General features: G+C 66.6%; 19 protein-coding genes. 9 read left to right on the plus strand and 10 right to left on the minus strand.

All coding sequences use genetic code 11. The features are described 5' to 3' along the window. Positions 1 to 3: 3 nt before the first annotated feature. The gene (locus CMASS_RS03205) at positions 4 to 768 is read right to left on the minus strand and encodes a 3'(2'),5'-bisphosphate nucleotidase CysQ (RefSeq protein WP_022862885.1); all 765 of its coding nucleotides are present in this window, start codon (positions 766 to 768) and stop codon (positions 4 to 6) included. A 48-nt stretch (positions 769 to 816) separates the two neighbouring features. On the opposite strand from CMASS_RS03205, the gene CMASS_RS03210 reads away from it, so the two are divergent. The 3 genes from CMASS_RS03210 to CMASS_RS03220 all read left to right on the plus strand — a co-directional run bounded on the left by CMASS_RS03210 (position 817) and on the right by CMASS_RS03220 (position 7018). Then, a complete protein-coding gene (locus tag CMASS_RS03210) occupies positions 817 to 5703 on the plus strand; it encodes an ATP-dependent helicase (RefSeq protein WP_022862884.1) in 4887 nt (1628 codons plus the stop codon). Between the two features lie 62 nt (positions 5704 to 5765). Continuing rightward, positions 5766 to 6599 (plus strand): DNA-formamidopyrimidine glycosylase family protein, encoded by an 834-nt coding sequence (locus CMASS_RS03215; protein WP_022862883.1) that lies wholly within the window; start codon positions 5766 to 5768, stop codon positions 6597 to 6599. Between the two features lie 11 nt (positions 6600 to 6610). Continuing rightward, positions 6611 to 7018, plus strand: coding sequence for a YccF domain-containing protein (locus CMASS_RS03220; protein ID WP_022862882.1), 408 nt, complete (start codon positions 6611 to 6613; stop codon positions 7016 to 7018). A 15-nt stretch (positions 7019 to 7033) separates the two neighbouring features. On the opposite strand, the gene pgi is transcribed toward CMASS_RS03220, so the two are convergent. Next, positions 7034 to 8686, minus strand: a complete 1653-nt coding sequence (gene pgi, locus CMASS_RS03225) for a glucose-6-phosphate isomerase (RefSeq protein WP_022862881.1) — start codon at positions 8684 to 8686, stop codon at positions 7034 to 7036. A 171-nt stretch (positions 8687 to 8857) separates the two neighbouring features. On the opposite strand from pgi, the gene pcrA reads away from it, so the two are divergent. Beyond that, entirely contained in the window at positions 8858 to 11407 is a 2550-nt protein-coding gene (gene pcrA, locus CMASS_RS03230) for a DNA helicase PcrA (RefSeq protein ID WP_022862880.1), read from the plus strand. On the opposite strand, the gene CMASS_RS03235 is transcribed toward pcrA, so the two are convergent. Beyond that, positions 11404 to 12186, minus strand: coding sequence for a M23 family metallopeptidase (locus CMASS_RS03235; protein WP_022862879.1), 783 nt, complete (start codon positions 12184 to 12186; stop codon positions 11404 to 11406). The genes pcrA and CMASS_RS03235 overlap by 4 nt on opposite strands. Before the next feature lie 341 nt (positions 12187 to 12527). After that, a complete protein-coding gene (locus tag CMASS_RS03240; protein ID WP_022862878.1) occupies positions 12528 to 13346 on the minus strand; it encodes a M23 family metallopeptidase in 819 nt (272 codons plus the stop codon). A 331-nt stretch (positions 13347 to 13677) separates the two neighbouring features. Here CMASS_RS03240 and CMASS_RS03245 point away from each other — a divergent pair, with 331 nt between their 5' ends. From CMASS_RS03245 to CMASS_RS03265, 5 genes are all read left to right on the plus strand, one after another. Further along, on the plus strand, positions 13678 to 15369 hold the full coding sequence (locus tag CMASS_RS03245; RefSeq protein ID WP_022862877.1) for a cell division protein PerM: 1692 nt from the start codon (positions 13678 to 13680) through the stop codon (positions 15367 to 15369). Between the two features lie 50 nt (positions 15370 to 15419). Further along, positions 15420 to 16037, plus strand: a complete 618-nt coding sequence (gene purN, locus CMASS_RS03250; protein ID WP_027018638.1) for a phosphoribosylglycinamide formyltransferase — start codon at positions 15420 to 15422, stop codon at positions 16035 to 16037. Between the two features lie 46 nt (positions 16038 to 16083). After that, the gene (gene purH, locus CMASS_RS03255) at positions 16084 to 17643 is read left to right on the plus strand and encodes a bifunctional phosphoribosylaminoimidazolecarboxamide formyltransferase/IMP cyclohydrolase (protein ID WP_022862875.1); all 1560 of its coding nucleotides are present in this window, start codon (positions 16084 to 16086) and stop codon (positions 17641 to 17643) included. 45 nt (positions 17644 to 17688) lie between these two features. Next, positions 17689 to 18612, plus strand: coding sequence for a hypothetical protein (locus CMASS_RS03260; protein WP_022862874.1), 924 nt, complete (start codon positions 17689 to 17691; stop codon positions 18610 to 18612). Positions 18613 to 18675: 63 nt separating this feature from the next. Further along, entirely contained in the window at positions 18676 to 19677 is a 1002-nt protein-coding gene (locus tag CMASS_RS03265) for a proline-rich domain-containing protein (RefSeq protein WP_022862873.1), read from the plus strand. A 128-nt stretch (positions 19678 to 19805) separates the two neighbouring features. Here the strand turns inward: CMASS_RS03265 and rpsR are convergent, their stop codons facing one another. From rpsR to CMASS_RS03295, 6 genes are all read right to left on the minus strand, one after another. Beyond that, positions 19806 to 20054 (minus strand): 30S ribosomal protein S18, encoded by a 249-nt coding sequence (rpsR, locus tag CMASS_RS03270; protein ID WP_022862872.1) that lies wholly within the window; start codon positions 20052 to 20054, stop codon positions 19806 to 19808. A gap of 14 nt (positions 20055 to 20068) precedes the next feature. Further along, entirely contained in the window at positions 20069 to 20374 is a 306-nt protein-coding gene (gene rpsN, locus CMASS_RS03275) for a 30S ribosomal protein S14 (RefSeq protein WP_022862871.1), read from the minus strand. 2 nt (positions 20375 to 20376) lie between these two features. After that, on the minus strand, positions 20377 to 20541 hold the full coding sequence (gene rpmG / locus CMASS_RS03280) for a 50S ribosomal protein L33 (protein ID WP_022862870.1): 165 nt from the start codon (positions 20539 to 20541) through the stop codon (positions 20377 to 20379). 3 nt (positions 20542 to 20544) lie between these two features. After that, on the minus strand, positions 20545 to 20781 hold the full coding sequence (gene rpmB, locus CMASS_RS03285) for a 50S ribosomal protein L28 (protein ID WP_022862869.1): 237 nt from the start codon (positions 20779 to 20781) through the stop codon (positions 20545 to 20547). A gap of 222 nt (positions 20782 to 21003) precedes the next feature. Continuing rightward, on the minus strand, positions 21004 to 22023 hold the full coding sequence (locus CMASS_RS03290; RefSeq protein WP_022862868.1) for a trypsin-like serine protease: 1020 nt from the start codon (positions 22021 to 22023) through the stop codon (positions 21004 to 21006). A gap of 31 nt (positions 22024 to 22054) precedes the next feature. After that, entirely contained in the window at positions 22055 to 23122 is a 1068-nt protein-coding gene (locus tag CMASS_RS03295; RefSeq protein ID WP_169460800.1) for a DUF418 domain-containing protein, read from the minus strand. Positions 23123 to 23258 lie beyond the last annotated feature (136 nt).

A 23258-nucleotide genomic window follows, 5' to 3' on the forward strand; every position in this document is an offset into this window, starting at 1 on the left:
GGCCTACTCTAGAGTCCCGCCATGGGCGGCTTTGAATTCGGCTGCGTGGGCCAGGATGTCATCGGCAAGCTCGGGGCGGCAGACCAACAGATCCGGAATGTAGGTGTCTTCGTTGTTGAAGGTAATGGGGGAGCCGTCGAGGCGGGAACAGTGCAGGCCCGCCGCGAGCGCCACGCCCACGGGGGCGGCCTGATCCCACTCGTACTGGCCGCCGGCGTGGATATAACCGTCGTAATCGCCAAGTAGCACGTGCATGGCCTTGGCACCGGCAGACCCGATCCCGACAGTCTCCCAACCCATCTGATTGGCCACGTAGCCGGCCACCTCCGGCGGGCGGTTGCGGGAGACGACGATCTTGCGCGACAGTGGGCCTTTCACCGCGCGCACGTCGGAGGACTTGAAGGTCACGCCGAGATCCGGCAGGCCGACGGCGGCGTGGGCGGGGTGGCCATCGATAATCAGCGCGATGTGCACCGCCCAATCCTGGCGGCCGGTGGCAAACTCCTTGGTCCCGTCAACCGGGTCGACGATCCACACCCGCTCCTTGTTGAGGCGGTCGAGGGTGTCGGTGGCTTCTTCGGACAGGAAGCCGTCGTCCGGCCGGTGCTGCTCCAGCACGCGGGAAATCCACGACTGCGCGAGCTCGTCGCCGGCGTCTCCCAGCGAAACGTGGCGCAACAGACCGCCCTTGCGAATGCCTTTGAGGATTTGCCCGCACCCTTCGGCCAGGGCGTTGGTCAGGCGGGAATCGGAAAGTGTGGCCGTCATAAACCCACACGTTACCGGTCGTGTCCGACGCGCGCGTTAGTCTAAGGCATGGCCGAAAACATCCTGGACAAGTTCCGCCCCGAGGTCGGGCAATGGTTCACGGAGGTTTTCGCCGCGCCTACCGATGTCCAAGCCGGCGCCTGGAAGGCCATCTCCGCCGGGGACCACGCCTTAGTTGTGGCCCCGACCGGTTCGGGCAAAACCCTCGCGGCGTTTCTGTGGGCGCTCAACAACCTGGTGGGCCGTCACGGCCAGACCGCCTTGCCGGTGGCCAAGCACGCCGCGCGCGAATCCTCCCACGGCGGGGTGAAGGTCCTCTATATCTCCCCGCTGAAGGCCCTGGGCGTGGACGTGGAGCAGAACCTGCGCGCGCCCTTGGCGGGCATCTCCCGCGTGGCGCAGCGCCTCGGCGTGCCGGAACCGGAGATTTCCGTGGGCGTGCGCTCCGGCGATACCCCGCAGGCAGAGCGCACCCGGCAGGTGCGCCGCCCGCCGGACATCCTCATTACCACCCCGGAGTCGGCCTACCTCATGCTCACCTCCCAGGCGGCGGGGGTTCTGGCCAGCGTGGACACCGTCATTATCGATGAGATCCACGCCCTCGCCGGCACAAAGCGCGGCGTGCACCTCGCGCTGACCCTGGAGCGCCTGGAACGGCTCGCCGGCTCCTTCCAACGCATCGGGCTGTCCGCCACGGTCCGCCCGCTAGAATCCGTGGCCAATTTCCTAAGCGGCGGCCGGCCCGTGGAGATCATCGCCCCGCCGGCGGATAAACGCTGGGAGCTATCGGTCCGCGTGCCGGTCGAGGACATGTCGGATCTCCCCACCCCGGAGCCCGGTTCCACCATCGGCGAGTCTACGTTGGACGATCCGCTGGGGATCGCGGACACGGAGCCCGTCGCCGCCGACTCCGCGCTGCCGACGGCGAAATCCATCTGGCCGTTTATTGAAACGGAGCTTTTCACCCAGGTCATGGAGCACCGCTCCACGCTGGTCTTCGTGAACTCCCGGCGCACCGCGGAGCGGGTGACCAGCCGGCTCAACGAGCTGTATGCCGAAGAGCACGATCCCGATTCGCTCTCGCCGGACACGCGCCGGGACCCGGCGCAGCTGATGAAGCAGACCGACGTCGCGGGCAAGGCGCCGAGCGTTATCGCCCGCGCGCACCACGGGTCGGTGTCCAAGGACGAGCGCGCCATGACAGAGCAGATGCTTAAAGAGGGCACGCTGCGCGCGGTGGTGGCCACCAGCTCGCTGGAGCTGGGCATTGATATGGGCGCGGTCGACCTCGTGGTGCAGGTCGAGTCCCCGCCGTCAGTGGCTAGTGGGCTGCAGCGCGTGGGCCGCGCCGGCCACTCGGTGGGCGCCGTCTCCGAGGGTACCTTCTACCCGAAACACCGCTCGGATCTGGTGCAGTCGGCGGTGACGGTCAAGCGGATGCGCGCCGGGCTCATCGAAAAGCTGCACACGCCCACCAACCCGCTGGACGTGCTGGTGCAGCAGACGATTGCGGCGGTGGCGGCGTCCGAGCCGGACGGGCTGGACGTCGATGAGTGGTACGCCACCGTGCGCAAAGCGTGGCCCTACCGAGAGCTGGCGCGGGACGTCTTTGATTCGGTCATCGACCTAGCCAGCGGCGTGTACCCGTCGACCGATTTTGCGGAGCTGAAACCCCGCGTGGTCTACGACCGCGTGAGCGGCGTGCTCACCCCGCGCCCCGGTGCGCAGCGCGTGGCGGTCACGTCCGGCGGGACGATCCCCGATCGCGGCATGTTCGGCGTCTTTCTGGCCGGCGCGGAGGGCGCGCCGCGCCGGGTGGGCGAGCTTGACGAGGAGATGGTCTACGAATCGCGGGTGGGCGACGTGTTCACCCTGGGTGCGACCTCGTGGCGGATTGAAGATATTACGCGCGACCAGGTCATCGTCACGCCCGCGCCGGGGCACACCGGCCGGCTGCCGTTTTGGAACGGTGGGCAGGCGGGCCGGCCGTACGAGCTGGGGCAGGCGTTGGGCGAGTTCCGGCGTACGGTGCACGCCGATCCCGCCCAGGTGGTGGACTTGGATGACAAAGCCGACCGGAACCTTACGGCCTACCTGCAGGAACAGGACGAAGCCACCGGAGTCATCCCGGACGAGAAGACGCTGGTGCTCGAGCGCTTCCGAGACGAGCTGGGGGATTGGCGTGTGGTGCTGCACACCCCGTTCGGCCGCGGGGTCAACTCTGCGTGGGCGCTCGCGGTGGGCGCGCGCGTGGCGGAGCAGACCGGCATGGACCCGCAGGCGGTCGCGGGCGACGACGGCATCGTGCTGCGCCTGCCCGAGGCGGACGCCGAGCCGGACGCGTCGCTGTTTGTGTTCGGCGCCGACGAGATCGAGGACATCGTCACCGAACAGGTAGGAAACTCCGCGCTGTTCGCCTCCCGCTTCCGCGAGTGCGCCGCCCGCGCGCTGCTTTTGCCGCGGCGCAATCCGGGGAAGCGCGCCCCGCTGTGGCAACAGCGCCAGCGCGCCGAGCAGCTTCTCGATGTCGCCCGTAAGTACCCGTCTTTCCCCATCATCTTGGAAACCGTCCGCGAATGCCTCCAGGACGTCTACGACCTGCCGGCGCTACGTGAGGTCGCGCGCGATCTGGGTCATCGCCGCGTGCGGATTGCGGAGGTCACTACCGAGCAGCCCTCGCCGTTCGCATCGTCGCTACTGTTCAACTACACCGGCGCGTTAATGTACGAGGGCGACTCGCCGCTGGCGGAAAAGCGCGCGGCGGCCCTCGCGCTGGACCCGAGTCTTTTAGCCAAGTTGCTGGGCACGGTGGAGCTGCGGGAGCTTCTCGATGCCGAGGTGATAGACCGCGTCCACGCCCAGCTGCAGCGCACAGCAGACGGCCGCCGGGCGCGCACGCCCGAGGAAGTCGCCGACCTGCTGCGCGTGTTGGGCCCCGTGCCGGTGGAGGAGATGGACGCCCACATCGAGGGCGACTGGGACGCCGGCCTTGCCCAAGCGGTGGAAAGCGAGCTGGTCAACGCGGGCCGCGCCATGCGGGTGCGCATCGCCGGGCGCGAGCACCTCGCCCAGGTCAGCGACGCGCCGTTGCTGCGCGACGGGCTCGGCGTGCCCGTCCCGCCGGGAGTGCCGGCGCAGGTGGAGACCATCGAGGACGCGCTCAGCCAGCTGGTCAGCCGGTGGGCGCGCACCCGCGGCCCGTTCGTCCTCCGCGAGCTCGCCGCGGCGTTCGGCCTGTCCATCTCCGCCGCGTATACCGCGGTGACCTCCATGGACAGCACCGTGGAGGGGCACTACCGCCAGGGGGTGGAAGATACCGAATACTGCGCCGCGGAGGTCTTGAAGGTCATCCGTTCCAAGTCGCTGGCGGCGGCTCGGGCGGCCACCGAGCCGGTCAGCGCCGCCACGTTCGGGCGCTTCCTGCCGGACTGGCAGCAGGTCGCCCCGGTGGGCCAGCGCCCAGTGCTGCGCGGGGCCGACGGGGTGTTCACCGTGGTGGAACAGTTCGCCGGGGTGCGGCTGCCGGCCTCCGCGTGGGAGTCCCTGGTGCTGCCGGCGCGCGTCGGGGACTACTCGCCGGCGATGCTCGACGAGCTCACCTCCTCCGGCGAGGTGCTCATTGTCGGCGCCGGCAAGGCGGGCGCTGCCGATCCGTGGGTGATGCTGCTGCCCGCCGATTACGCCGCGCAGCTCGCCCCTGAGGTCGAACCGGAGGGGCTGACGGCGCTGCAGGAATCGGTGCTCGAGGTCTTGCAACGCGGCGGCGCCTTCCTGTTCGCCGATCTGCTGCGCGAGACCACCGGCGCCGGCGGCGATCTGGGGCTTATCACCGGAAACGCCAGTGCCACCGAGCTGCGCGAGGCCATCTGGGGTCTGGTGGAAGCGGGCCTTGTCGCCCCCGATTCCTTCCAGCCCATTCGCACGCGCCTGGCCGGCAAGGGCCGGCGGGGGAGCACCGCGCACCGCGCGAAACGGCGGCCGACCCGCTCCCGGCTGCGCATGGGCCGTACCTCGTTTGCCCAGGCCCACAAGGCGCAGGCGACTGAGACCCCGCCGGATATGGGCGGGCGCTGGGCGCTTGCCGTTCCTCCCGCGACCGATCCGACCAACCGCAGCCTCGAGCACGGCGAGGCGTGGCTGGACCGCTACGGCGTGGTTACCCGCGGCAGCGTCGTCGCCGAGGACGTGCTTGGCGGGTTCGCGCTGGCCTACAAGGTGCTCTCCGGGTTCGAAGAATCCGGCAAAGCGATGCGCGGCTATGTCATCGAGGGGCTCGGCGCGGCGCAGTTTTCTACGCCCGCGGTCATCGACAGGCTGCGTGGATTGTCTGACTCCGCCGACGTCACCGGGTGGCCGTCGGGGACCACCGAGCCGGACGTGGTGGTGCTCGCCGCGACCGATCCGGCCAACCCGTACGGCGCGGCGCTCGACTGGCCGCAGCGCGATGAGGCTGGTGGCAAGGCCACGTCGGCGCCGGGGCGGTCGGCGGGGGCGCTGGCCATTCTTATCGATGGCCTCGCCGTCGCCCACCTCACCCGCGGCGGCAAGACGCTCACGACGTTCTTCGATGCCCTACCCGAGGGCATCGATCACGCCTTCGTGTGGGAGAGCATCGTGGAGGCTCTGGTCGAGCTGGTCGGCGCCGGCAGGCTTACGCCGCTGACCATCGAAAAGGCCAACGGCCACTCGGTGTTCGATTCCCCGGCTGCGCAGGCGCTGCGCCACGCCGGTGCCGGCATTACCCCGAAGGGCGTGCGCATCGCGGCGACGACGGCGGCCCCGCGGACGTCACGAAGCCGCGGCGGCCGCACCCTGGATCAGGCTTTGGCCGAGCTTGACGATGTCTCGGGCTCCGCAGCTCCAGGCTCCGCATCTCCAAGCTTTGACGACCCGCGTTCGGGCAGCTTCCGGCGGCGCGGACCGTATCGCCGATAGGGTGGCCCGGCGGCCGATGTGGCGCCGGATGAAACGACAAACGGAAAGGTGGTGACCCGCGCATGCCCGAGGGGGATTCGGTACTGCAGCTGTCCCGGCGGCTGCAGTTTATGACCGGCAGGGAGGTCACCCGTACGTCCCTGCGCGTGCCGCGGTACGCCACCGTCCGCTTCGACGGCGAGGTATGCGACCGCGTGTGGCCGTACGGAAAGCACCTGTTCATGCAGTTCGGCAAGGGTATTTTGCACACGCACCTCAAGATGGAGGGTATCTGGACCACCCACTACGCCGGCGACAAGTGGAAGCGGCCGGGGCACACCGCCCGCGTGGTGCTGCAGCTGGCGGCGCGCCCGCGGGACGTGAAGGTCGTCGGGCACAACCTAGGCTTGGTCGAGGTCTTCCCGGCGAACCAGTACGCGGAGCGCATCGGGCACTTGGGTCCCGACATCCTTGCGCCGGACTGGGCGGAAAGCGGCGGCAGGGAAGAGGCGATCCGCCGCATTAGTGCCCGGCCGCAGCGCGCCATCGGCGCGGCGCTGTTGGACCAGCGCAACGTGGCGGGCATTGGCAATGAGTACCGCGCCGAAGCATGTTTTATCGCCGGCATGCACCCAGCCAGCGCCGTCGGCCGGGTCGACGTCGAGCACGTCGTGGATATCTCCCGGAAGATTATGTGGGCCAACCGGAATTCGCCGGTACGCGTGACCACCGGGGTGCGGCGTGCCGGGGAGGCCACCTACGTCTTCGGGCGCAATCACCGCAAGTGCAGGCGCTGCGGCACGTTGATCACAAAGTCTTTCCTCGGTGGCGTCGACTACGGCGGGGACGCCGGGGAGCTTGAGCGCGTCATCTGGTGGTGCCCGGTGTGCCAGCCCGGACCGTATCGGCTGCCGTAGGGTAGGACACCATGAAGGTCTTGCTTAATTTCCTCTGGTTCATCCTCGGCGGCTGGGCGCTGGCGCTGTCTTACCTCATCTTCGGCGTTATCGCCTGCGTCTTCGTGGTCACCATTCCGTTCGGCGTGGCGTGCTTCCGCATGGCGAATTTCGCCCTCTGGCCGTTTGGTCGCACCGTTATCGAACCGGTGCACGGTACTGGCGGGGTGTCGGTGGTGTCCAACGTTATCTGGTTCTGCGTGGCGGGCGTATGGATTGCCCTGAGCCACATTGCCACCGCCCTCGCGCAGGCGGTGACCATCGTCGGCATCCCGTTCGCGTGGGCGAACCTGAAGATGCTGCCGGTCATGGTCGTGCCCTTCGGCCGCCGGATCGCCGATTCCGACGCCATCCCGGCCGGATGGCGCCCGATGGTCTAACTACTTCCGCGCACATTAACCGCGGTTCGCGCGGTACCAGTTGATGAGCGCGTCGGTGGACGCGTCGCCGGAATCCGGCGCTGTCTCACCGCTGACAGCCGGGGCTAAGTCCCCGGCTTGTTTCTTGCCCAGCTCCACGCCCCACTGGTCGAAGGAGTTGACGTCCCAGATAACGCCCTGGACGAACACGATGTGCTCGTAGAGCGCGATGAGCGCGCCCAAGGCGGCGGGGTTAAGCTCCGGCGCGAGGATCGTGGTGGTAGGGCGGTTGCCCGGCATGACCTTGTGCGGTATGAGGTCTTCGGCGACGCCTTCGTCCGCGATCTCCGCGGCGGTCTTCCCGAAAGCCAGGACCTTCGTCTGTGCGAAGAAGTTGCTCATCAACAGGTCGTGCATGGAGCCGTTGCCCGACGCGGTGGCCAGATCGAATCGCGGCCGGGCGAAACCGATGAAGTCCGCCGGGATTAACCGGGTGCCCTGGTGCATGAGCTGGAAGAAGGCGTGCTGGCCGTTGGTTCCCGGCTCGCCGAAGTAAATCTCGCCGGTATCCCAGGCCACGGGCGTGCCGTCGCGGCGCACCGACTTGCCGTTCGATTCCATCGTCAGCTGCTGCAGGTACGCCGGGAAACGGCCGAGATCCTGCGAGTAGGGCAGCACGGCGTGGGTCTCCGCGCCGTAGAAGTTGGTGTACCAGATGCCCAACAGACCCATGAGCACTGGCACGTTGTCCTCCAGCGGGGCAGTGCGGAAGTGCTCATCCATCGCGTGGAAACCGCCGAGGAAACGCATGAAGTCCTGCGGCCCGATTGTGCACATGAGCGATAGGCCAATGGCAGACGAGATGGAGTAGCGCCCGCCGACGAAGTTCCAGAACTCGAACATGTTGGCCGTATCGATGCCGAACTCCGCGACCTTGTCCGCGTTGGTCGACACCGCCACGAAGTGCTTGGCCACAGCCGACTCGTCACCGTCGAACTGCTCGACCAGCCAGCGCCGCGCCGCGTGCGCATTGGTGAGCGTTTCCTGGGTGGTGAAGCTCTTGGAGGAGACGACGAAAAGAGTGGAGTGCGGGTCGAGGTTATCCAGGGTGGCCGTCATGTCCGCCGGGTCGATATTGGAGACGAAGTCCGCGGAAATCCCGGCCGTCTCGTACGCCCGCAGCGCCTGGGCAGCCATGGCCGGCCCCAGGTCGGAGCCGCCAATGCCGATGTTGACCACTTTCTTGATGGTGTGGCCGGTATGCCCCAGCCAGGAACCGGACCGCAGGGCGGTGGCGAAATCCCGCATGCGGCCGAGCACGTCGTGCACGTCGGCCGCGACGTCCTGGCCGTCGACGCGCAGATCGTCTTCGACGGGGATGCGCAGCGCGGTGTGCAGCACGGCGCGGTCCTCGGTGGAGTTGATGTGTTCGCCGTTAAACATCGCCGCGCGGCGGTCTTCGAGGCCGGCGGCGCGGGCCAGAGCAATGAGCTTGCCGATGCCGTCGTGGTCCACCAAGTTCTTCGACAGGTCGACGTGCAGCCCGGCCGCATCGAAGCTGAATCGGTGGGCGCGGTCCGGGTCGGCATCGAAAAGCTCGCGGAGGGTGCGGCCGGAAAACTCGTCGTAGTGCGACTGGAGGTCGTTCCACTCGGCGAGGTCGGTGAGCTGGCGGGCGGAGGAGTCCACGGCGGAAGTCAGCCTTTCTGCGGCAAGAAAATGGGCGGTTCGGTCAATTATCCAACGCTAATCGTAACGGGGCTGAGGCCGCTGGGAAATGCCGATCCTTTGCCCAAAAATCGCGCTTGGCTGGCGGGGGCGAAGGCAGTGTCCGGGGTGCCTAGTAGGTTAGAGGGCATTATGACGAACTCGCCTTTTAGCAGCCCATTTTCTTCCCGTGATAGCGACAACCCCCAAGGCCAGCCGTCCCTTTTCGGCGGCGGTGACGGAAGCGCCCAGCCCGCGCGCGAGACAGCGAATACCCCGGAGCCGCTGACGACGGGGCTCAACGAGCAGCAGGCCGCGGCGGTGGAACATACCGGCGCGCCGCTGCTGATTGTCGCCGGCGCGGGTTCCGGAAAGACCGCGGTGCTTACCCGGCGCATTGCCCACCTGTTGCGCAACCGCGGGGTCTCGCCGTGGCAGGTGCTGGCCATTACCTTTACCAACAAGGCTGCCGCGGAGATGAAAGACCGCGTCGGCCAGCTCGTCGGCCCAGTCGCGGAGCGGATGTGGGTGTCTACCTTCCACTCGTTTTGCGTACGCATCCTGCGTCAGCAGGCGCAGCTCGTGCCGGGGCTTAACAGCAAATTCACCATTTATGACGGCGACGACGCCCGCCGGCTATTGGGAATGATCGCTAAAGAAAAGCAGATCGATCTCAAGAAGTTCACCCCGCGCGTGCTGGCCAACCAGATTTCGAACTACAAAAACGAGCTCATCGGCCCCGACGCGGCGGCGCACCGCGCGAGTGAGACGCGCAATCCTTTCGACCGCACCGTCGCGGACGTGTACGCGGATTACCAGAAGCGCCTGCGCGCGGCGAACGCGGTGGACTTCGACGACCTCATCGGTGAGGTCGTGCGCATCTTCGCGGACTACCCGCAAGTCACGGAGTTCTACCGCAAGCGCTTCCGCCACGTGCTCATTGATGAGTACCAGGACACCAACCACGCCCAGTACCGGCTGGTCTCCGAGCTGGTCGGCCGCGGGAACCTCGGCCCAGACGCGCCCGAGCTGTGCGTGGTGGGCGACTCGGATCAGTCCATCTACGCCTTCCGCGGTGCGACTATCCGCAACATCCAGGAGTTCGAGCGCGACTACCCGCAGGCGCGCACGATCTTGCTGGAGCAGAACTACCGCTCGACGCAGACGATTCTGGACGCCGCCAACGCTGTCATCGCCCGCAATGAAAACCGCCGGGAGAAAAACCTCTGGACCGCCAAGGGCAGCGGCGACCAGATCGTCGGCTACGTGGCGGACAACGAACACGACGAGGCGCGATTTATCGCCACCGAGATCGACGCGCTGGCGGACAAAGGGAAGCCGTACTCGGACATCGCGGTGATGTACCGGACCAACAATGCCTCCCGCGCGCTGGAAGACATCTTCATCCGCACCGGCATCCCGTATCGCGTGGTGGGTGGCACCCGCTTCTACGAGCGGCGCGAAATCCGCGACATCGTCGCCTACCTGCGCATCCTGGACAACCCGGACGACACGGTGAGCCTGCGCCGGATCATCAACGTGCCCAAGCGCGCCATCGGGGACAAAGCGCAAGGCCACATTGCGGTGCACGCAGATAACCTAGGCGTGAGCTTTGGGCGCGCGCTGGTGGATGCCGCGGCGGGCGACGTGCCGGGCCTGGGCACCCGGGCGGTCAACGCGGTGCGCAAGTTCAACGAGATGATGCAGGGGATAGCCAACCAGGTGCCGGACATGCGCAACTCGGTGACTGGGCAGCCCGATCTGGGCGAGCTCATCAACGCCGTGCTGGATGCGACGGGGTACCGCGCTGAGCTGGAAAACTCCAACGACCCGCAGGACGGCTCGCGCCTGGACAACCTGAACGAGCTGGTCTCCGTCGCCCGCGAGTTTTCCTCCGAGGCGGCCAACCAGCTGGCGGCCAGCGATATCGATCCTGCCGAGGCGGTCGAGGAGGGCGAGGCCGCGCCGGGCTCGCTGCAGGCCTTCTTGGAAAAGGTCTCCCTGGTGGCGGACGCGGACCAGATCCCCGATTCGGAGAACGGTGTGGTCACCCTCATGACCCTGCACACCGCGAAGGGTCTGGAGTTCCCCGTGGTCTTCCTCACCGGCTGGGAGGACGGGCAGTTCCCGCACATGCGCGCGCTGGGAGACCCGAAGGAGCTCTCCGAGGAGCGGCGCCTGGCTTATGTGGGGATCACGCGCGCCCGCGAGAAGCTGTACCTCTCGCGGGCCATCATCCGCTCGTCGTGGGGCAACCCGCTGACCAATCCCGCCAGCCGCTTCCTCGGCGAGATCCCGGAGGATCTCCTCAGCTGGCGCAGGGAGGAGCCGGATAGCTCCCTGTCGGGGTCGGGGTGGGACGAGCCGTCCTACTCCTACGGGCGCACCTTCGGCTCGTCCTGGTCTGGGTGGGGCGGAAAGTCGCGGTCGTCGCGCTCGGGGGCTCGGTCTGGCTCCACTGCGTCTTCCCCTACGCAGCGGGGCCGAAACCGCGGCTCCCGTTCCGGCGGCGGTGGCGCCGGGATGAAGAACTCCAACTTGCAGCTGGCGGTGGGCGACCGTGTCAATCACGCGAAGTACGGTCTGGGCACGGTCGTCGATTGCAGCGGTAGCGGGGCTCGTGCCACCGCGACCATCGACTTCGGCAGCGCCGGAACCGTGCGGCTCATGCTCATCGGCGGGTTGCCGATGGAAAAGCTCTAGACCGTAATTCCCGTCTGCGCGAACCACTGCTGCGGGTCGCTCGGGGTCGCGCCATCCGGCCAGATCTCGAAGTGGAGGTGCGGACCGGTGGACTGGCCCTCGTTGCCGATGGCCGCGATCTGCTGGCCGGCGGTCACGCGCTGGCCCACCGACACCTGGATGGACTGAGCGGTCATGTGGCCGTAAACGGCGATGGAGCCGTCGTCGTGGCGCACGCGCACCCAGTTACCAAAGCCCTGCGCCGGGCCCGCAGAGATGACCTCTCCGTCCATGGCGGAGACGATTGGCGTGCCCTGCGAGTTGGCCACGTCGATGCCGTTGTGCTGCGCGCCCCAGCGCGCGCCGAAGGTGGACGTCAGGGTGCCGGTGGTCGGGAAGACCACTTTCGAGCCGTTGGCCGTCTTGCCGGTCATCGACGGCGACAGCTGGTGGCTCTGTTGCTTCTTGGACGGGGCGAACGCATCACCTAGCCCGGGCACCGACTTCGGGTCGATGACCACACTGATGGCGATGCCGTTTTCCGTCTGTGAGAACTGCGGGGTCACTTCGCCGTTGTAGACCGCCTTGCCGGACTCGTAGAGGCCCACCAGGGCATCGGCAAGCGATGCGGAATCCACGTGCGTGAGAGACGGGTGAGCGGAGCCGTCGGACAGGTCGATGGTGGCGGCGTTCTTCGGTGCAGCGCCGGCTGTGGCGGTGCCGAGGGGCAGGGTGAGCCCCGCGATAAGCGCCGCGGCTGCCGCGGACGCGGCGACACGGGCGCGGTGACTGCGCTTCATACAAGTTTCCTTTTCCCGGCGGGAGTTCTTTTCTGCGCTACAGAATTTATCGCCCTGTGACTCTTGTGGCCAATGGGAGAATAATCGCCTCCTGTTGTATATGTTTCGAACATCGTCGAACGTGCCAGCGTTAGGGCTACCTCGCCCGCGGGTGGTGTGCGCTGGGTATTAACCCGTTGTTTAGCGTTTGGGGGTGGCCGCGGGGGGAGGTGGGGCCGGCGCCTTAGAGACACATGTGGCGGGAAGAGTACGGCGCTGAAAACGCAGAAAAGCGGCCTAGGAATACAACCTAGGCCGCGGGAAAGCCGCAGAAATCAGTGAGATGCGGGAATAAAAGTCTCTTACAGGGAGATGCCGCGCTCGGCGAGCCACGGGACCGGGTCGATGGCGCTGCCGCCTGCCGGGTGCACCTCGAAGTGCAGGTGGGTGCCGGTGGAGAAACCGCGGCTGCCCATGCCGGCGATCTTCTGGCCGGCGGTGACGTGGTCGCCCACGTTGACGTCGAGGGTCTCCATGTGGCCGTAGACGGTGATGGTGCCGTCGTCGTGCTGGATGCGGATCCACTGGCCGAAGCCGGAGGCCGGGCCGGACGAGATGACCTCGCCGTCCTGGGCAGCGACAATCGGGGTGCCCATGGCGTTGGCGATGTCGATGCCGGCGTGGAACTGGCCCCAGCGCATCTCGAAGCCGGAGGTGTACTGGCCCTCGGCCGGCTTAACGGTGCTGCCCGGGCGGAGGATGGACGCGCTCGAGCCGCCCAAAAGGCTGCTGAGGTCGGCGCTGCCTTCGCCGGCGATGCCCTGCTGTGCGTCGCGGGCGGCGGCCTCGGCGGTCTGGCGCGCGTTGTCCAGGTTGACGGCCTTGTCCAGCTGCTCCTGCAGGTTGTCCACCGGCTTATTGTCAGCCATGGCGAGAATCTGCGGGGCAGCGTCCTTGGCGGAACCGGCCAAGTCGTGGTTGTCGGCGGCCAGGTCGATGTCGACCGACTGTGCCTGATCGTTGTCCTCGTGGCCGGTGACCTGTGCGGCTGCGGCGCCACCCACACCTGCGGTGGATACGGCACCCGCAGCAGCGGTCACGAGGGCGATGCGGCCCTTGGCGGTCTGCGCAGGCACGACCTTGCGGTGGCGGCCGACGCTGCGTTGAGTCTTCGTGCGCATTATTTAACTTCCCGTTTTTCGTCTCACTGTCATGCCTCGAAGTGAGGCGGAATTCTGCGTTACGGGCGGTTACGAGATTGTGACCTTCCCGTTATTAACGAGAGGTAACATTAGCGCCTCCGTATCTAGCGGGCAACCTGTTTACCCAACTCGACGTCCAATCTGTTGTGTGTGGTGTTGCTGTGACTAAGTAGGCGGTCTGGTTTCATAGTCGCGACCTGGCGAAACCGCAGGTGAATGCCCGTAGCTTCCGGCCGTGTGTGACCTTTGCCCATTGCCTTGGTCGCGCCGCCCGCAGTTCGACTTATATGCGTGGCAGAGTAGACGCAATATGAATGCTGACACTAATCGGACACGGACCCAACGTCGCTCCGCACGCACCGGTCCCCAGCGGGGGCGCGCTCACACTCGCCGACCACGGCGCACCGCAACTGCTGACGCCCCAGCCAGCAGCGCCCGCGCACACACGGACCCGGCAGCGCGCGTTGCGCACACCGTCGACGCGCACACCCGGGCCCGCCGCGGCGCCGCGCAGGCCACCCGCGGGGAGCGGAACCGTCAGCTGTTCGCCGCCGCCTTCGCGCCGAACCTCGTCGCGGTCCTCGGTATTACCGTCGTTGCCTTCGCCATCTTGCTACTGTCCAGTGCCCCGCTGGATTGGCTGGGCGCGGCCGTGTCGGAGGCCTGGATGGTCTTCAACATGGCGCCGGTCGCCGCGGGCGGGATTACCGTATCCGTCATTCCCATGCTGCCGGCGCTGCTGTTTCTGGCGATGATTTCCTGGCGGATTAACCGCGCAATCAAACAGCGCGTGAGCATTCGGGACCTCATTGTCCTTACCGCGATGGTGGTGGCCATCCCGGTTATCCTCACGCTCATCGCCTGGGGCGTATTGCACCACGCCGACAAGACCCTGGAGGTTGCCGCGCCGCCGCTGGGTCGCGCCCTGGCGCGCGTGGTCCTTTTCCACCTGGTGGCACTCGCCGTGGGCTTCGGGGTAAAACTCTGGCGCGCCTTGTTTAAGCGCTACGGCGTGCCGATGGCGGTCTACCACTGCGGCGCGGTAGCACTCCGCGTGGCGGGCGCGCTCGTCGCACTCGCGGCGGTCGTGGCCCTGGTCGCCCTCGTTGTCAGCTGGGGGCGCCAGCAGGAGATGCTCGCCGCGTACCCGCACCTGGGTGCCGCCGGTGGGGCAGGGCTTATCGCGCTGGCTGTGCTGTATTTCCCCAACGTGGTTATCGCCTGCCTGTCCATTCTCGTCGGCAGCGACGCCCATACGGCCTCCGCCAGCGTCAGCCTGTTCGATATCCACTTGGTGCCCCTGCCGCCGATGCCGTGGTTTGCCGCCATCCCGCCGCAGGCCGCCGACTGGGCGGTAGCCCTGTTGGCGCTGACCGCCGTGGTGTGCGCTTCGGTGTGGCTGCGGCTGCGCCCAGTGGGCTCCCGTGGCCTCATCATCGCCGTGGGGTCCGGCGTAGGGGTCGGCCTGCTGGTTCTTATTGCGTGCTACTTCGCTGGCGGCGAGCTGGGCAGCTACCGCTCGACGGGGCCGAATGCGTGGCCGGCCGCCGGACTGGCCGCGCTGTGGACGGCGGCGACCGGCATTGCCGTTGTCGCGGCGCTCGCGGTGATGGAGCGTTTCGGCGGTAGCGGCAAGGAGGCGGCCGCCGAACCGGAGGACGCTGCCGAAGGCGTAGACGTCATCGACGCGGACGCGGATCTCGATGCCGCGCCTATCGAGGAGTCTGCTCATCACGAAGAGCCTGCTCACGAGGAGTCCGTAAGCGAAGAAGCGGCAGAGGACGAACCGGCAGACGAGGAAGTCGACGACACTGCAGAGACCGCGGCTCCCACCGACACTGAGGACGACGGTGGGGATGAGGAGGCATCGGCAAGCCCGGTGGCGGAGGCAGACGATGCAGATGTTGCCGAGGCCGAAGACGAAGACGCAGAAGACGACGACACGGACACGGCCGCCGGTGAGAACCTCACCGTCCGGAAGGTGTCGCGACCGGAGGAGTAGGCGGGCGGCTGAATTCCCCGCTGGCGGGTGCGGCGACTAGGCTCAGGTGAGTGACTTCACCGCAGACAGTTCAGCACCCTGTATTGAACGTCGTCGTACTCGTCTCCGGGACGGGTTCGCTTCTGCAATCCATCCTCGACCACCAAGGCGATAGCTACCGCGTGGTCAAGGTCGTCGCCGATAAGCCGTGCCCGGGGATTGACCGGGCGGAAAAGGCGGGCATCGATACGCAGGTCGTTGCGTTAACCGGCGACCGAGCGGCGTGGAACGAGGAGCTCGCCGAGGCCGTGGCCGCGGCAGCGCCGCGTGCCGATGTCGTGGTCTCCGCCGGCTTCATGAAAATTCTGGGGGAGGGGTTCCTGCACCGTTTTGGCGGGCGGACCATCAATACTCACCCGGCACTGCTGCCCGCGTTCAAGGGGGCGCACGGGGTGCGGGACGCACTGGACTACGGGGTGAAGGTCACAGGTTCTACCGTCCATTTCGTCGACTCCGGGGTCGACACCGGGCAGATCATCGCGCAACGGCCCGTGCGCGTGGCGGACGATGACGACGAAGCCAGCCTGCACGAGCGCATCAAGGTCGTCGAACGCGAACTCATCGTCGAGGTGCTCCGCCACACCCGCGTGGAAAGCGCGGGCGGGCTGAGCATCAGTTTTTCTGGATAGAACCAACCTGGCCAGCACAGTTTTCAAGAAAGGCAACGAAACACACATGAGTGATAACCGAAAGCCAATCAAGCGCGCTCTCCTCAGCGTCTACGACAAGACCGGACTGGAGGATCTCGCACGCGCCTTGGATAAGGCCGGGGTGGAAATCGTCTCCACCGGTTCGACGGCGGCGAAGATTAAGGATCTGGGCATCGCCGTGACTCCGGTGGAGGAGCTCACCGGGTTCCCGGAGTGCCTGGAAGGCCGCGTGAAGACCCTGCATCCGCGCGTGCACGCCGGCATCCTGGCGGACACCCGCAAAGACGACCACCTGGCGCAGCTGGCCGACCTCGACGTCGAGCCGTTCCAGCTCGTCGCGGTGAACCTGTACCCCTTCCAGGAGACCGTCGCCTCCGGTGCCGGTTTCGATGACTGCGTGGAAAAGATCGACATCGGCGGGCCGTCCATGGTGCGCGCCGCCGCGAAGAACCACCCGTCCGTGGCGGTCGTGGTCAACCCGAAGCGCTACGGCGAGGTGGCTCAGGCCTTGGACAACGGCGGCTTCACCGAGGCCGAGCGCCGCGAGCTGGCGCGCGATGCTTTCCTGCACACCGCCGACTACGACGCGGCCGTCTCCCAGTGGTTTGTGGAGCAGACCGCGGCAGACAGCGCTGCCGACGAGACTGCTGCGGGGGAGAAGGCCCTGCGATACGGCGAGAACCCGCACCAGAAGGCACGTGTTTTGAGCGATGGCAGCGGCAAGGGCCTGGCCAATGCCAAGCAACTGCACGGCAAGGAGATGAGCTACAACAACTACCAGGACGGCGACGCGGCATGGCGCGCGGTCTGGGATCACCAGCGTCCGTGCGTGGCGATCATTAAGCACGCCAACCCGTGCGGCATTGCGGTTTCCGACGAGTCGATCGCTGCGGCCCACACTGCCGCGCACGCCTGCGACCCGGTGTCCGCCTACGGCGGCGTCATCGCAGCCAACCGCGAGGTCACCCGCGAGATGGCCGAGCAGGTCAAGGGCGTGTTCACCGAGGTCATCATCGCGCCGTCCTACGAGCCGGAGGCCCTCGAGCTGCTGCAGAGCAAGAAGAACCTGCGCATCTTGGTCGCCGAGCACGAGGACCGCGGCGAGGAGCGCCGCCCGATCAGCGGCGGCACCCTGGTTCAGGACGCGGACGTCTACCAGGCGGACGGCGACGACCCGGCCAACTGGAAGCTGGCCTGCGGCGAGGCCGCAGATGACGAGCTGCTTTCCGAGCTCGCCTTCGCGTGGCGCGCGGTGCGGTCGGTGAAGTCGAACGCTATCCTTTTGAGCAAGGACAACGCCACCGTCGGCGTGGGCATGGGGCAGGTCAATCGCGTTGATTCCGCCCGTCTGGCCGTCGAGCGTGCGAACTCCCTGTCCGAGGATGGCGCGGAGCGGGCCCGCGGTTCCGTGGCCGCCTCCGACGCCTTCTTCCCGTTCGCGGACGGCCTGGAAACCCTCCTTGAAGCCGGCGTGAAGGCGGTCGTGCAGCCGGGCGGCTCCATCCGCGACGAGGAGGTCATCGAGGCCGCCAAGAAGGCCGGAATCATGATGTACTTCACCGGCACCCGCCACTTCGCGCACTAAAGGCGCGCACGCGGCAACAGCGCGGCCACAGTAGGATCGCTTTCCATGGCACGCGCTGTACGTACTTATTCGCGGGCGGGCGGTGCGCTGATCCTCCAGCTGACCGCCGCGCTCGCGCTCGCAAGCTGCACCATCGGTGACGGTTCGTCCCCGTCAGACGACCGGGACGCCACGCTTTCCGATGCCCCCTCGACCGTCACCACCGTGGTCACTCCAACGTCCTCGACCGCCGCAGAAGAACCGGATCCTGCCGGCTCGGAGGCGCGCACGGACGACGCTGCATTGAAGGACGCGGTGGCAGCGGCCATCGACACCTACGGCGGCCAGGCAGGCATCGCGGTGTTTGACGGCGCTGAGGTGCACTCCGCCGGAACGACGGAGGGATACCCGGCCTGGTCGACCTCGAAGGTCCCGGTGGCCATCGCGGCACAGCGCGCCGGGGTGGCCGATGCGCACACAATCTCGCAGGCGATCACCTACTCCGACAATCAGGCTGCGGAGTCCTTGTGGGCTGCGCTCGGCGATCCGGCTGCGGCGGGGGCCGCGGCAAACGAGGTGTTGCGCGACGGCGGCGACGAAGAAACCACTGTGCAGACTGAAAAGGTGCGCCCCGAATTTACCGCCTTCGGCCAAACCCACTGGGGGCTAGAAAACCAGGCGCGTTTCGCCCACGCGCTACCCGAGATCGCGGGGGCAGGGCCCGTCTTAGAGGCGATGCGCGCTGACGACCCAGCCCAAGCCTATGGCCTGCGCACCCTCGACGGCGCGGCGCTGAAAGGAGGCTGGGGCCCGGACGAAACCGGAGCTTACGACGTCGTGCAGATAGGCCGCGTGCAGCTGGGCGGAAAAGACGTCGGGGTGGCCGTCTATGCCCATGCCGGCGACGGTACGTACGAGACCGCCCAACAGGAGCTGAGCTACCTGGCTCAGAAAGTTTCCGGGGAAAAATCGGGGACCAGTGCGCACTAAGCCTGCGAAATAGTCCAGATTCGGTAATGTTCCACACAGCAACCTACAAGAAAGGACGCGATCGTGGCGCATTACGATCTCTACGAGTCTCTCGGCTTGGACACGTCGAGTTCTACCGCTGACCTTGCAAGCCAGCTCGATTCCCGCATCGAGGACCTGCGTTCCCAGGGCGTAACCGATGGGGACGCGCGCATCGAGGAAGTCAAGACGGCCCGCACCGTGCTTGGCGATGACACCCTTCGTTCCAAGCACGACTCCCGCCTGCAGGACACCAGCGCGCCGGACATGCAGATTTCTGATCTGCTGTCACTGGCTCACACCGGACTCTTCACTGACGAGCAGGCCCAGCAGCCGCAATCGCTGTTCGGCCAGGAAATGCCGTCGGGCCCGCAGGGCTACCCGCAGCAGGGGCAGCCGCACTACGGCTACTCGCAGCAGGGGCAGCCGCAGCCGGGATTCCCACAGCCGGGATACCCGCAACAGGGGTACTCGCAGCAGAGCGCCTCGCAGTTCGGCGCGGAGAAGATGAGCAGGCTACTCGCTGACTCGGAGATCGCTGGGGTGAAAGACGCCCCGAAGTCCATCCAGTGGGTCACCATTTTGGGCTTTGTTGCCGCGGTTCTGTCCGCGTTGTCGGTGCTGATCGCGGCCTTCTGGGTGCGCTCGGTCATCGAGGTAGGCAGCGTGGGCGGCAAGGTGCTGGGCGGAGTCGCGGGAGACTTCTTCGGTGACGAAATCGGAGACTCCGTCACTGGTTTCTTCGGTGGCAACGATTTCATCGCGCCGCTCATCGCCGCTATCGTGACGTTCCTTGTCGTGCACGCACTCTGGGGCCTGAGCGCCGCGGGTGCGGCCGCCAAGCCGGCAGGCGACTTCTCGCGTTGGATTCTCATCGCGAAGACCGGCGTCATGATCATCGCGGACCTCGCAGCCATCATTGGCGGTATGGGCGCGCTCGTCTACTTCATCATCATCCTGCTGCCTATTCACGTGGCCGTGTTGGTTCTGCTGTGCCTGGGCGGCAGTACCACGTGGTTCAAGACTGGGGCAGCGAGCGCTAGCTAACCCGCGGGCACGGAAAACACAACAAAGCCGCCGTCTTCCTGGAAGTGAGGAGGCGGCGGCTTTGTGTGCTTTTACCGTGTCACACTTACCAGCGGCAAAAGTGCGCTGTTGATACCCCGGCTAAATGTTTAGCGGGCGGTGAACGGCAGGAGAGCCATCTCGCGTGCGTTCTTCACGGCGGTGGCGACCTGGCGCTGCTGGCGCGGGGTCAGGCCGGTGACGCGGCGAGAGCGGATCTTGTGACGATCCGAGATGAACAGGCGCAGGGTCTTGGTGTCCTTGTAGTCCACCTTCTCGATGCCCTCTGCCTTGAGCGGGTTCTTCTTGGAACGACGGGTCTGCTCAGCCCGGAACTTCTTGTGGTTATTGCGCTTCATTGTGCAACTCCCCCTTACCAGCTGGACTTGCGAACGCCCGGCAGCTCACCGCGGTGAGCCATGCCGCGCATGCGGACACGGGAAAGACCGAACTTGCGGAGGTAACCGCGCGGACGGCCATCGTGGGAGTCACGATTGCGCACGCGAACCGGGGAAGCATCCCGCGGCTGACGGTTCAGTTCGAACTGAGCGTCGAGACGCTCCTCGTCGGTGCTGTTCGGGTTCTTGATGATCTTCTTGAGCTCAGCGCGGCGCTCCGCGTAGCGGGCGACGATTTCCTTGCGCTGCTCGTTCTTAGCGATCTTGGACTTCTTAGCCATATTTATCGCTCCTCGCGGAATTCGACGTGCTTGCGGGCGATCGGATCGAACTTCTTGAGGGTGATGCGATCCGGGTTGTTGCGCTTGTTCTTACGGGTGACGTACGTGTAGCCGGTACCCGCAGTGGACTTCAGCTTGATGATCGGACGAATATCGTTACGTGGCATCTCTTACACCTTCTCCCCGCGAGCGCGAATCTTGGCCACGACGGACTCGATGCCGTCGCGGTCGATGATCTTCATGCCCTTGGTCGACACGTTCAGAGTGATGTGCCGACCCTCGGAGGGCAGGTAGTACCGACGACGCTGAATGTTGGGGTTCCAACGACGCGACGTGCGGCGGTGCGAGTGCGAGACCTGCTTGCCGAACTGCGGCTTGCGGCCCGTTACCTGGCAAATAGCCGACATGGGTCTTCTTTCTCCTAGCCGCCCACATCTAGAAAGCTATTGACAGCACTACCGCGGGTGGCCGTGTGAGGGACGGCCGGGGCGGGCGAAGTCATGCCCGCGACGCGAACGGTGTGAGGGACCGTGCGTTAAACGGTTGAGCTGCCAAAATGCCGGTAGACGGGGCGAATTGATGATTCTTGTGACAACAGCAAGGGAAAATTCTACAGGCTAGGTGCGCATTTACCTAATCACTGGAAAGTTGCGCACCGCGCGGGTTTCGTACTTCCCTTTGACAGGCTCAGCATTAGCACCGGAGGCGGTGTCGGCATCAGCGCCGGCTGCCGCGTCAGCGCCCGCACCGGTGCGGCGTGCTCGTGCGGTGGCCCACCCGATAAGTGCAAGTGCGCCGATGCCGCCGAGTCCCCACCACAGGGCGGAGGGGACGGACTGGGAGTCCTTGTCCGCGGCATCGTGGGCCTCGGCGTCTTCTGCCTGTGCCGGCTCGGGTTCTATCTCAATGGTCTGCTTGACCCAGTCAGCGACCTCGGCGGTCGGGGCGAGGATTGCCTCCGGGGAGGTCTGGCTGTCCGGATTATCCGGATCGAACGCCGCGGACAGCACACCGAAGAGCTTGCCGTCTTCGAAGACCGGTCCGCCGGAATCGCCCGGCTGGAACTGGGAGCCATCGGTCAGCCGCGCCAGCACGGCCTGTTTGCCTTCGTAGAGGGCGAAATCGTTAGTGCCCTTGAGCTCGCCGTGACCCACGGGCAGCTTCGTGGTCTTGCCACTGCCGTCAGACGACCAGCCGTAGGCCTCGATCTTGCCGTCGCCCTTCACCTCGTCAGATAGCTCGGGGTACGCGCCGAGATCCATCGACTGCTTGGTGTGGATGAGCGCGAAGTCGCCCGCCGGGGATGTCTGCCAATCGTCGATGTCGACGCGCCGTTGGTCATCACCCTGACCGATGCGGACGCTGCCGCCCGGTTTGTCGGCGTTGTCCACGCAGTGGTGGGCGGTAAGAACCCAGTGATCGGCGACGGCGGTGCCGGTGCAGTTGCCGTCCTTGTCGCCGTTTTCGCCGATTTGCTCGGACACGACGGCGCGGGCCGCGGTGGAGTCATCGGCAAAGTGCTCGCTGACCAGCGCGAGCGCCGGCACCGGGGCGGAAGCCAGGACGGCGGCACCGACACTGGCGGCACAAGCGCCGCTGAGGATGCGGTTGCGGGTGTGGGTGCGGGAAGCGGTAAAGCGGGTGGACATGGTGCGGAAAATCCTTTCTTAGAAGGTGCAGTTATGACGAGTGGGTGGGCGCAAATGCTCGCGCGGTGCGGGATGCAGCCCAGGCGAGTGCTGCTTCGAGCGGCCCGCGCCGGAAGAAGCTGCGCCACACGGTGCAGAACGTGACGGCCGCGAGCAGGGTGATGGCTGCGAGACCGGGGAAGTAGATCTGGTTGCTCACCCCGACGACCGCCCCGAAGGACAGAGCGTGGGCGGTGTAGACCGTCAGGCTCATTGCCCCGGTCGCGGCGAACGGGAAGGCGAAAGCCTCAGCCGCGCCGCGGACAGCGGTCATACACATGGCGATGACCGCGATCGCCCCGCCAGTCGTGGCCACGGTGTCGATGAGGCCGCCGCTGTGGGCGGTGGCATCGACAAGCGCGTGCACGGGCTGGGTCGACGTGGCCGCGCCGAGGATGTCCCGGGCGGCGATCCCTCCTGCGGCCAGTGCGGCACCGGTACCCGCAACGCCGAGAAGCGCCGTGCGGGTCCGCCCGACTAGCAGCCGGCCAGCGATGACACCGGCCACCAGGTAGGCGAGCCACAGCGGCAGGGGATAGGGCTCGCGTAGAATGCCCGGGATGGGGGAGTTCACTGCCCAGAGGTGCACGGCCGCGGCGACGGCAACGAGGGCGACGAACAAGCCGGCAAGTGCCGGAAGGCGCCACCGCGCGATGCGGGCCAACCCGCCGACGACGTAGCCCAGGCCGGTGACGGTGAGTACGACGACGATGGTGCCGGTGTGCGGGGCCATCACCGTGCCGAGGGCGATGAGGATAAGGCCGCGGACAATCACGGCGATGCACCGCCGCCGGCTGCCGTCGGGCTTTCCGCGTCCCATCATGAGGTGCAGCGATACCCCGGAAAGGGCGGCGAAGAGAGCCGCGGGGAATCCGCTGAAGAGCTCGCCGGCAAGTCCCGGCGGCGGGTAGAGATGCGCGACGATCATGGCAGCCACGGCGATGCCGCGGGCCACGTCGAGGGCCACGATGCGGCCGGCTCCGGCCCCGGTCCCTGTTCCGGACCCGGCGGCCGCGGACGGCGGCCCGGGGCTATTCGGCTTTTGAGTTGTAGTTGTCATGGATAGGGAATGTAGCGCCCCGGCATGCCAAAAAGCACTGAAACTCATTAACAATAGGCCGCCAAGTTCCTGCCTGGTCACTGCCCGGAAAAGGGTCTTCCTGAAGGTGAAAGCGGCCGCGTCGGCTAGTCGCCGA

Origin of the sequence: Corynebacterium massiliense DSM 45435, from assembly GCF_028609805.1 — a bacterium.
Taxonomy (GTDB): domain Bacteria; phylum Actinomycetota; class Actinomycetes; order Mycobacteriales; family Mycobacteriaceae; genus Corynebacterium; species Corynebacterium massiliense.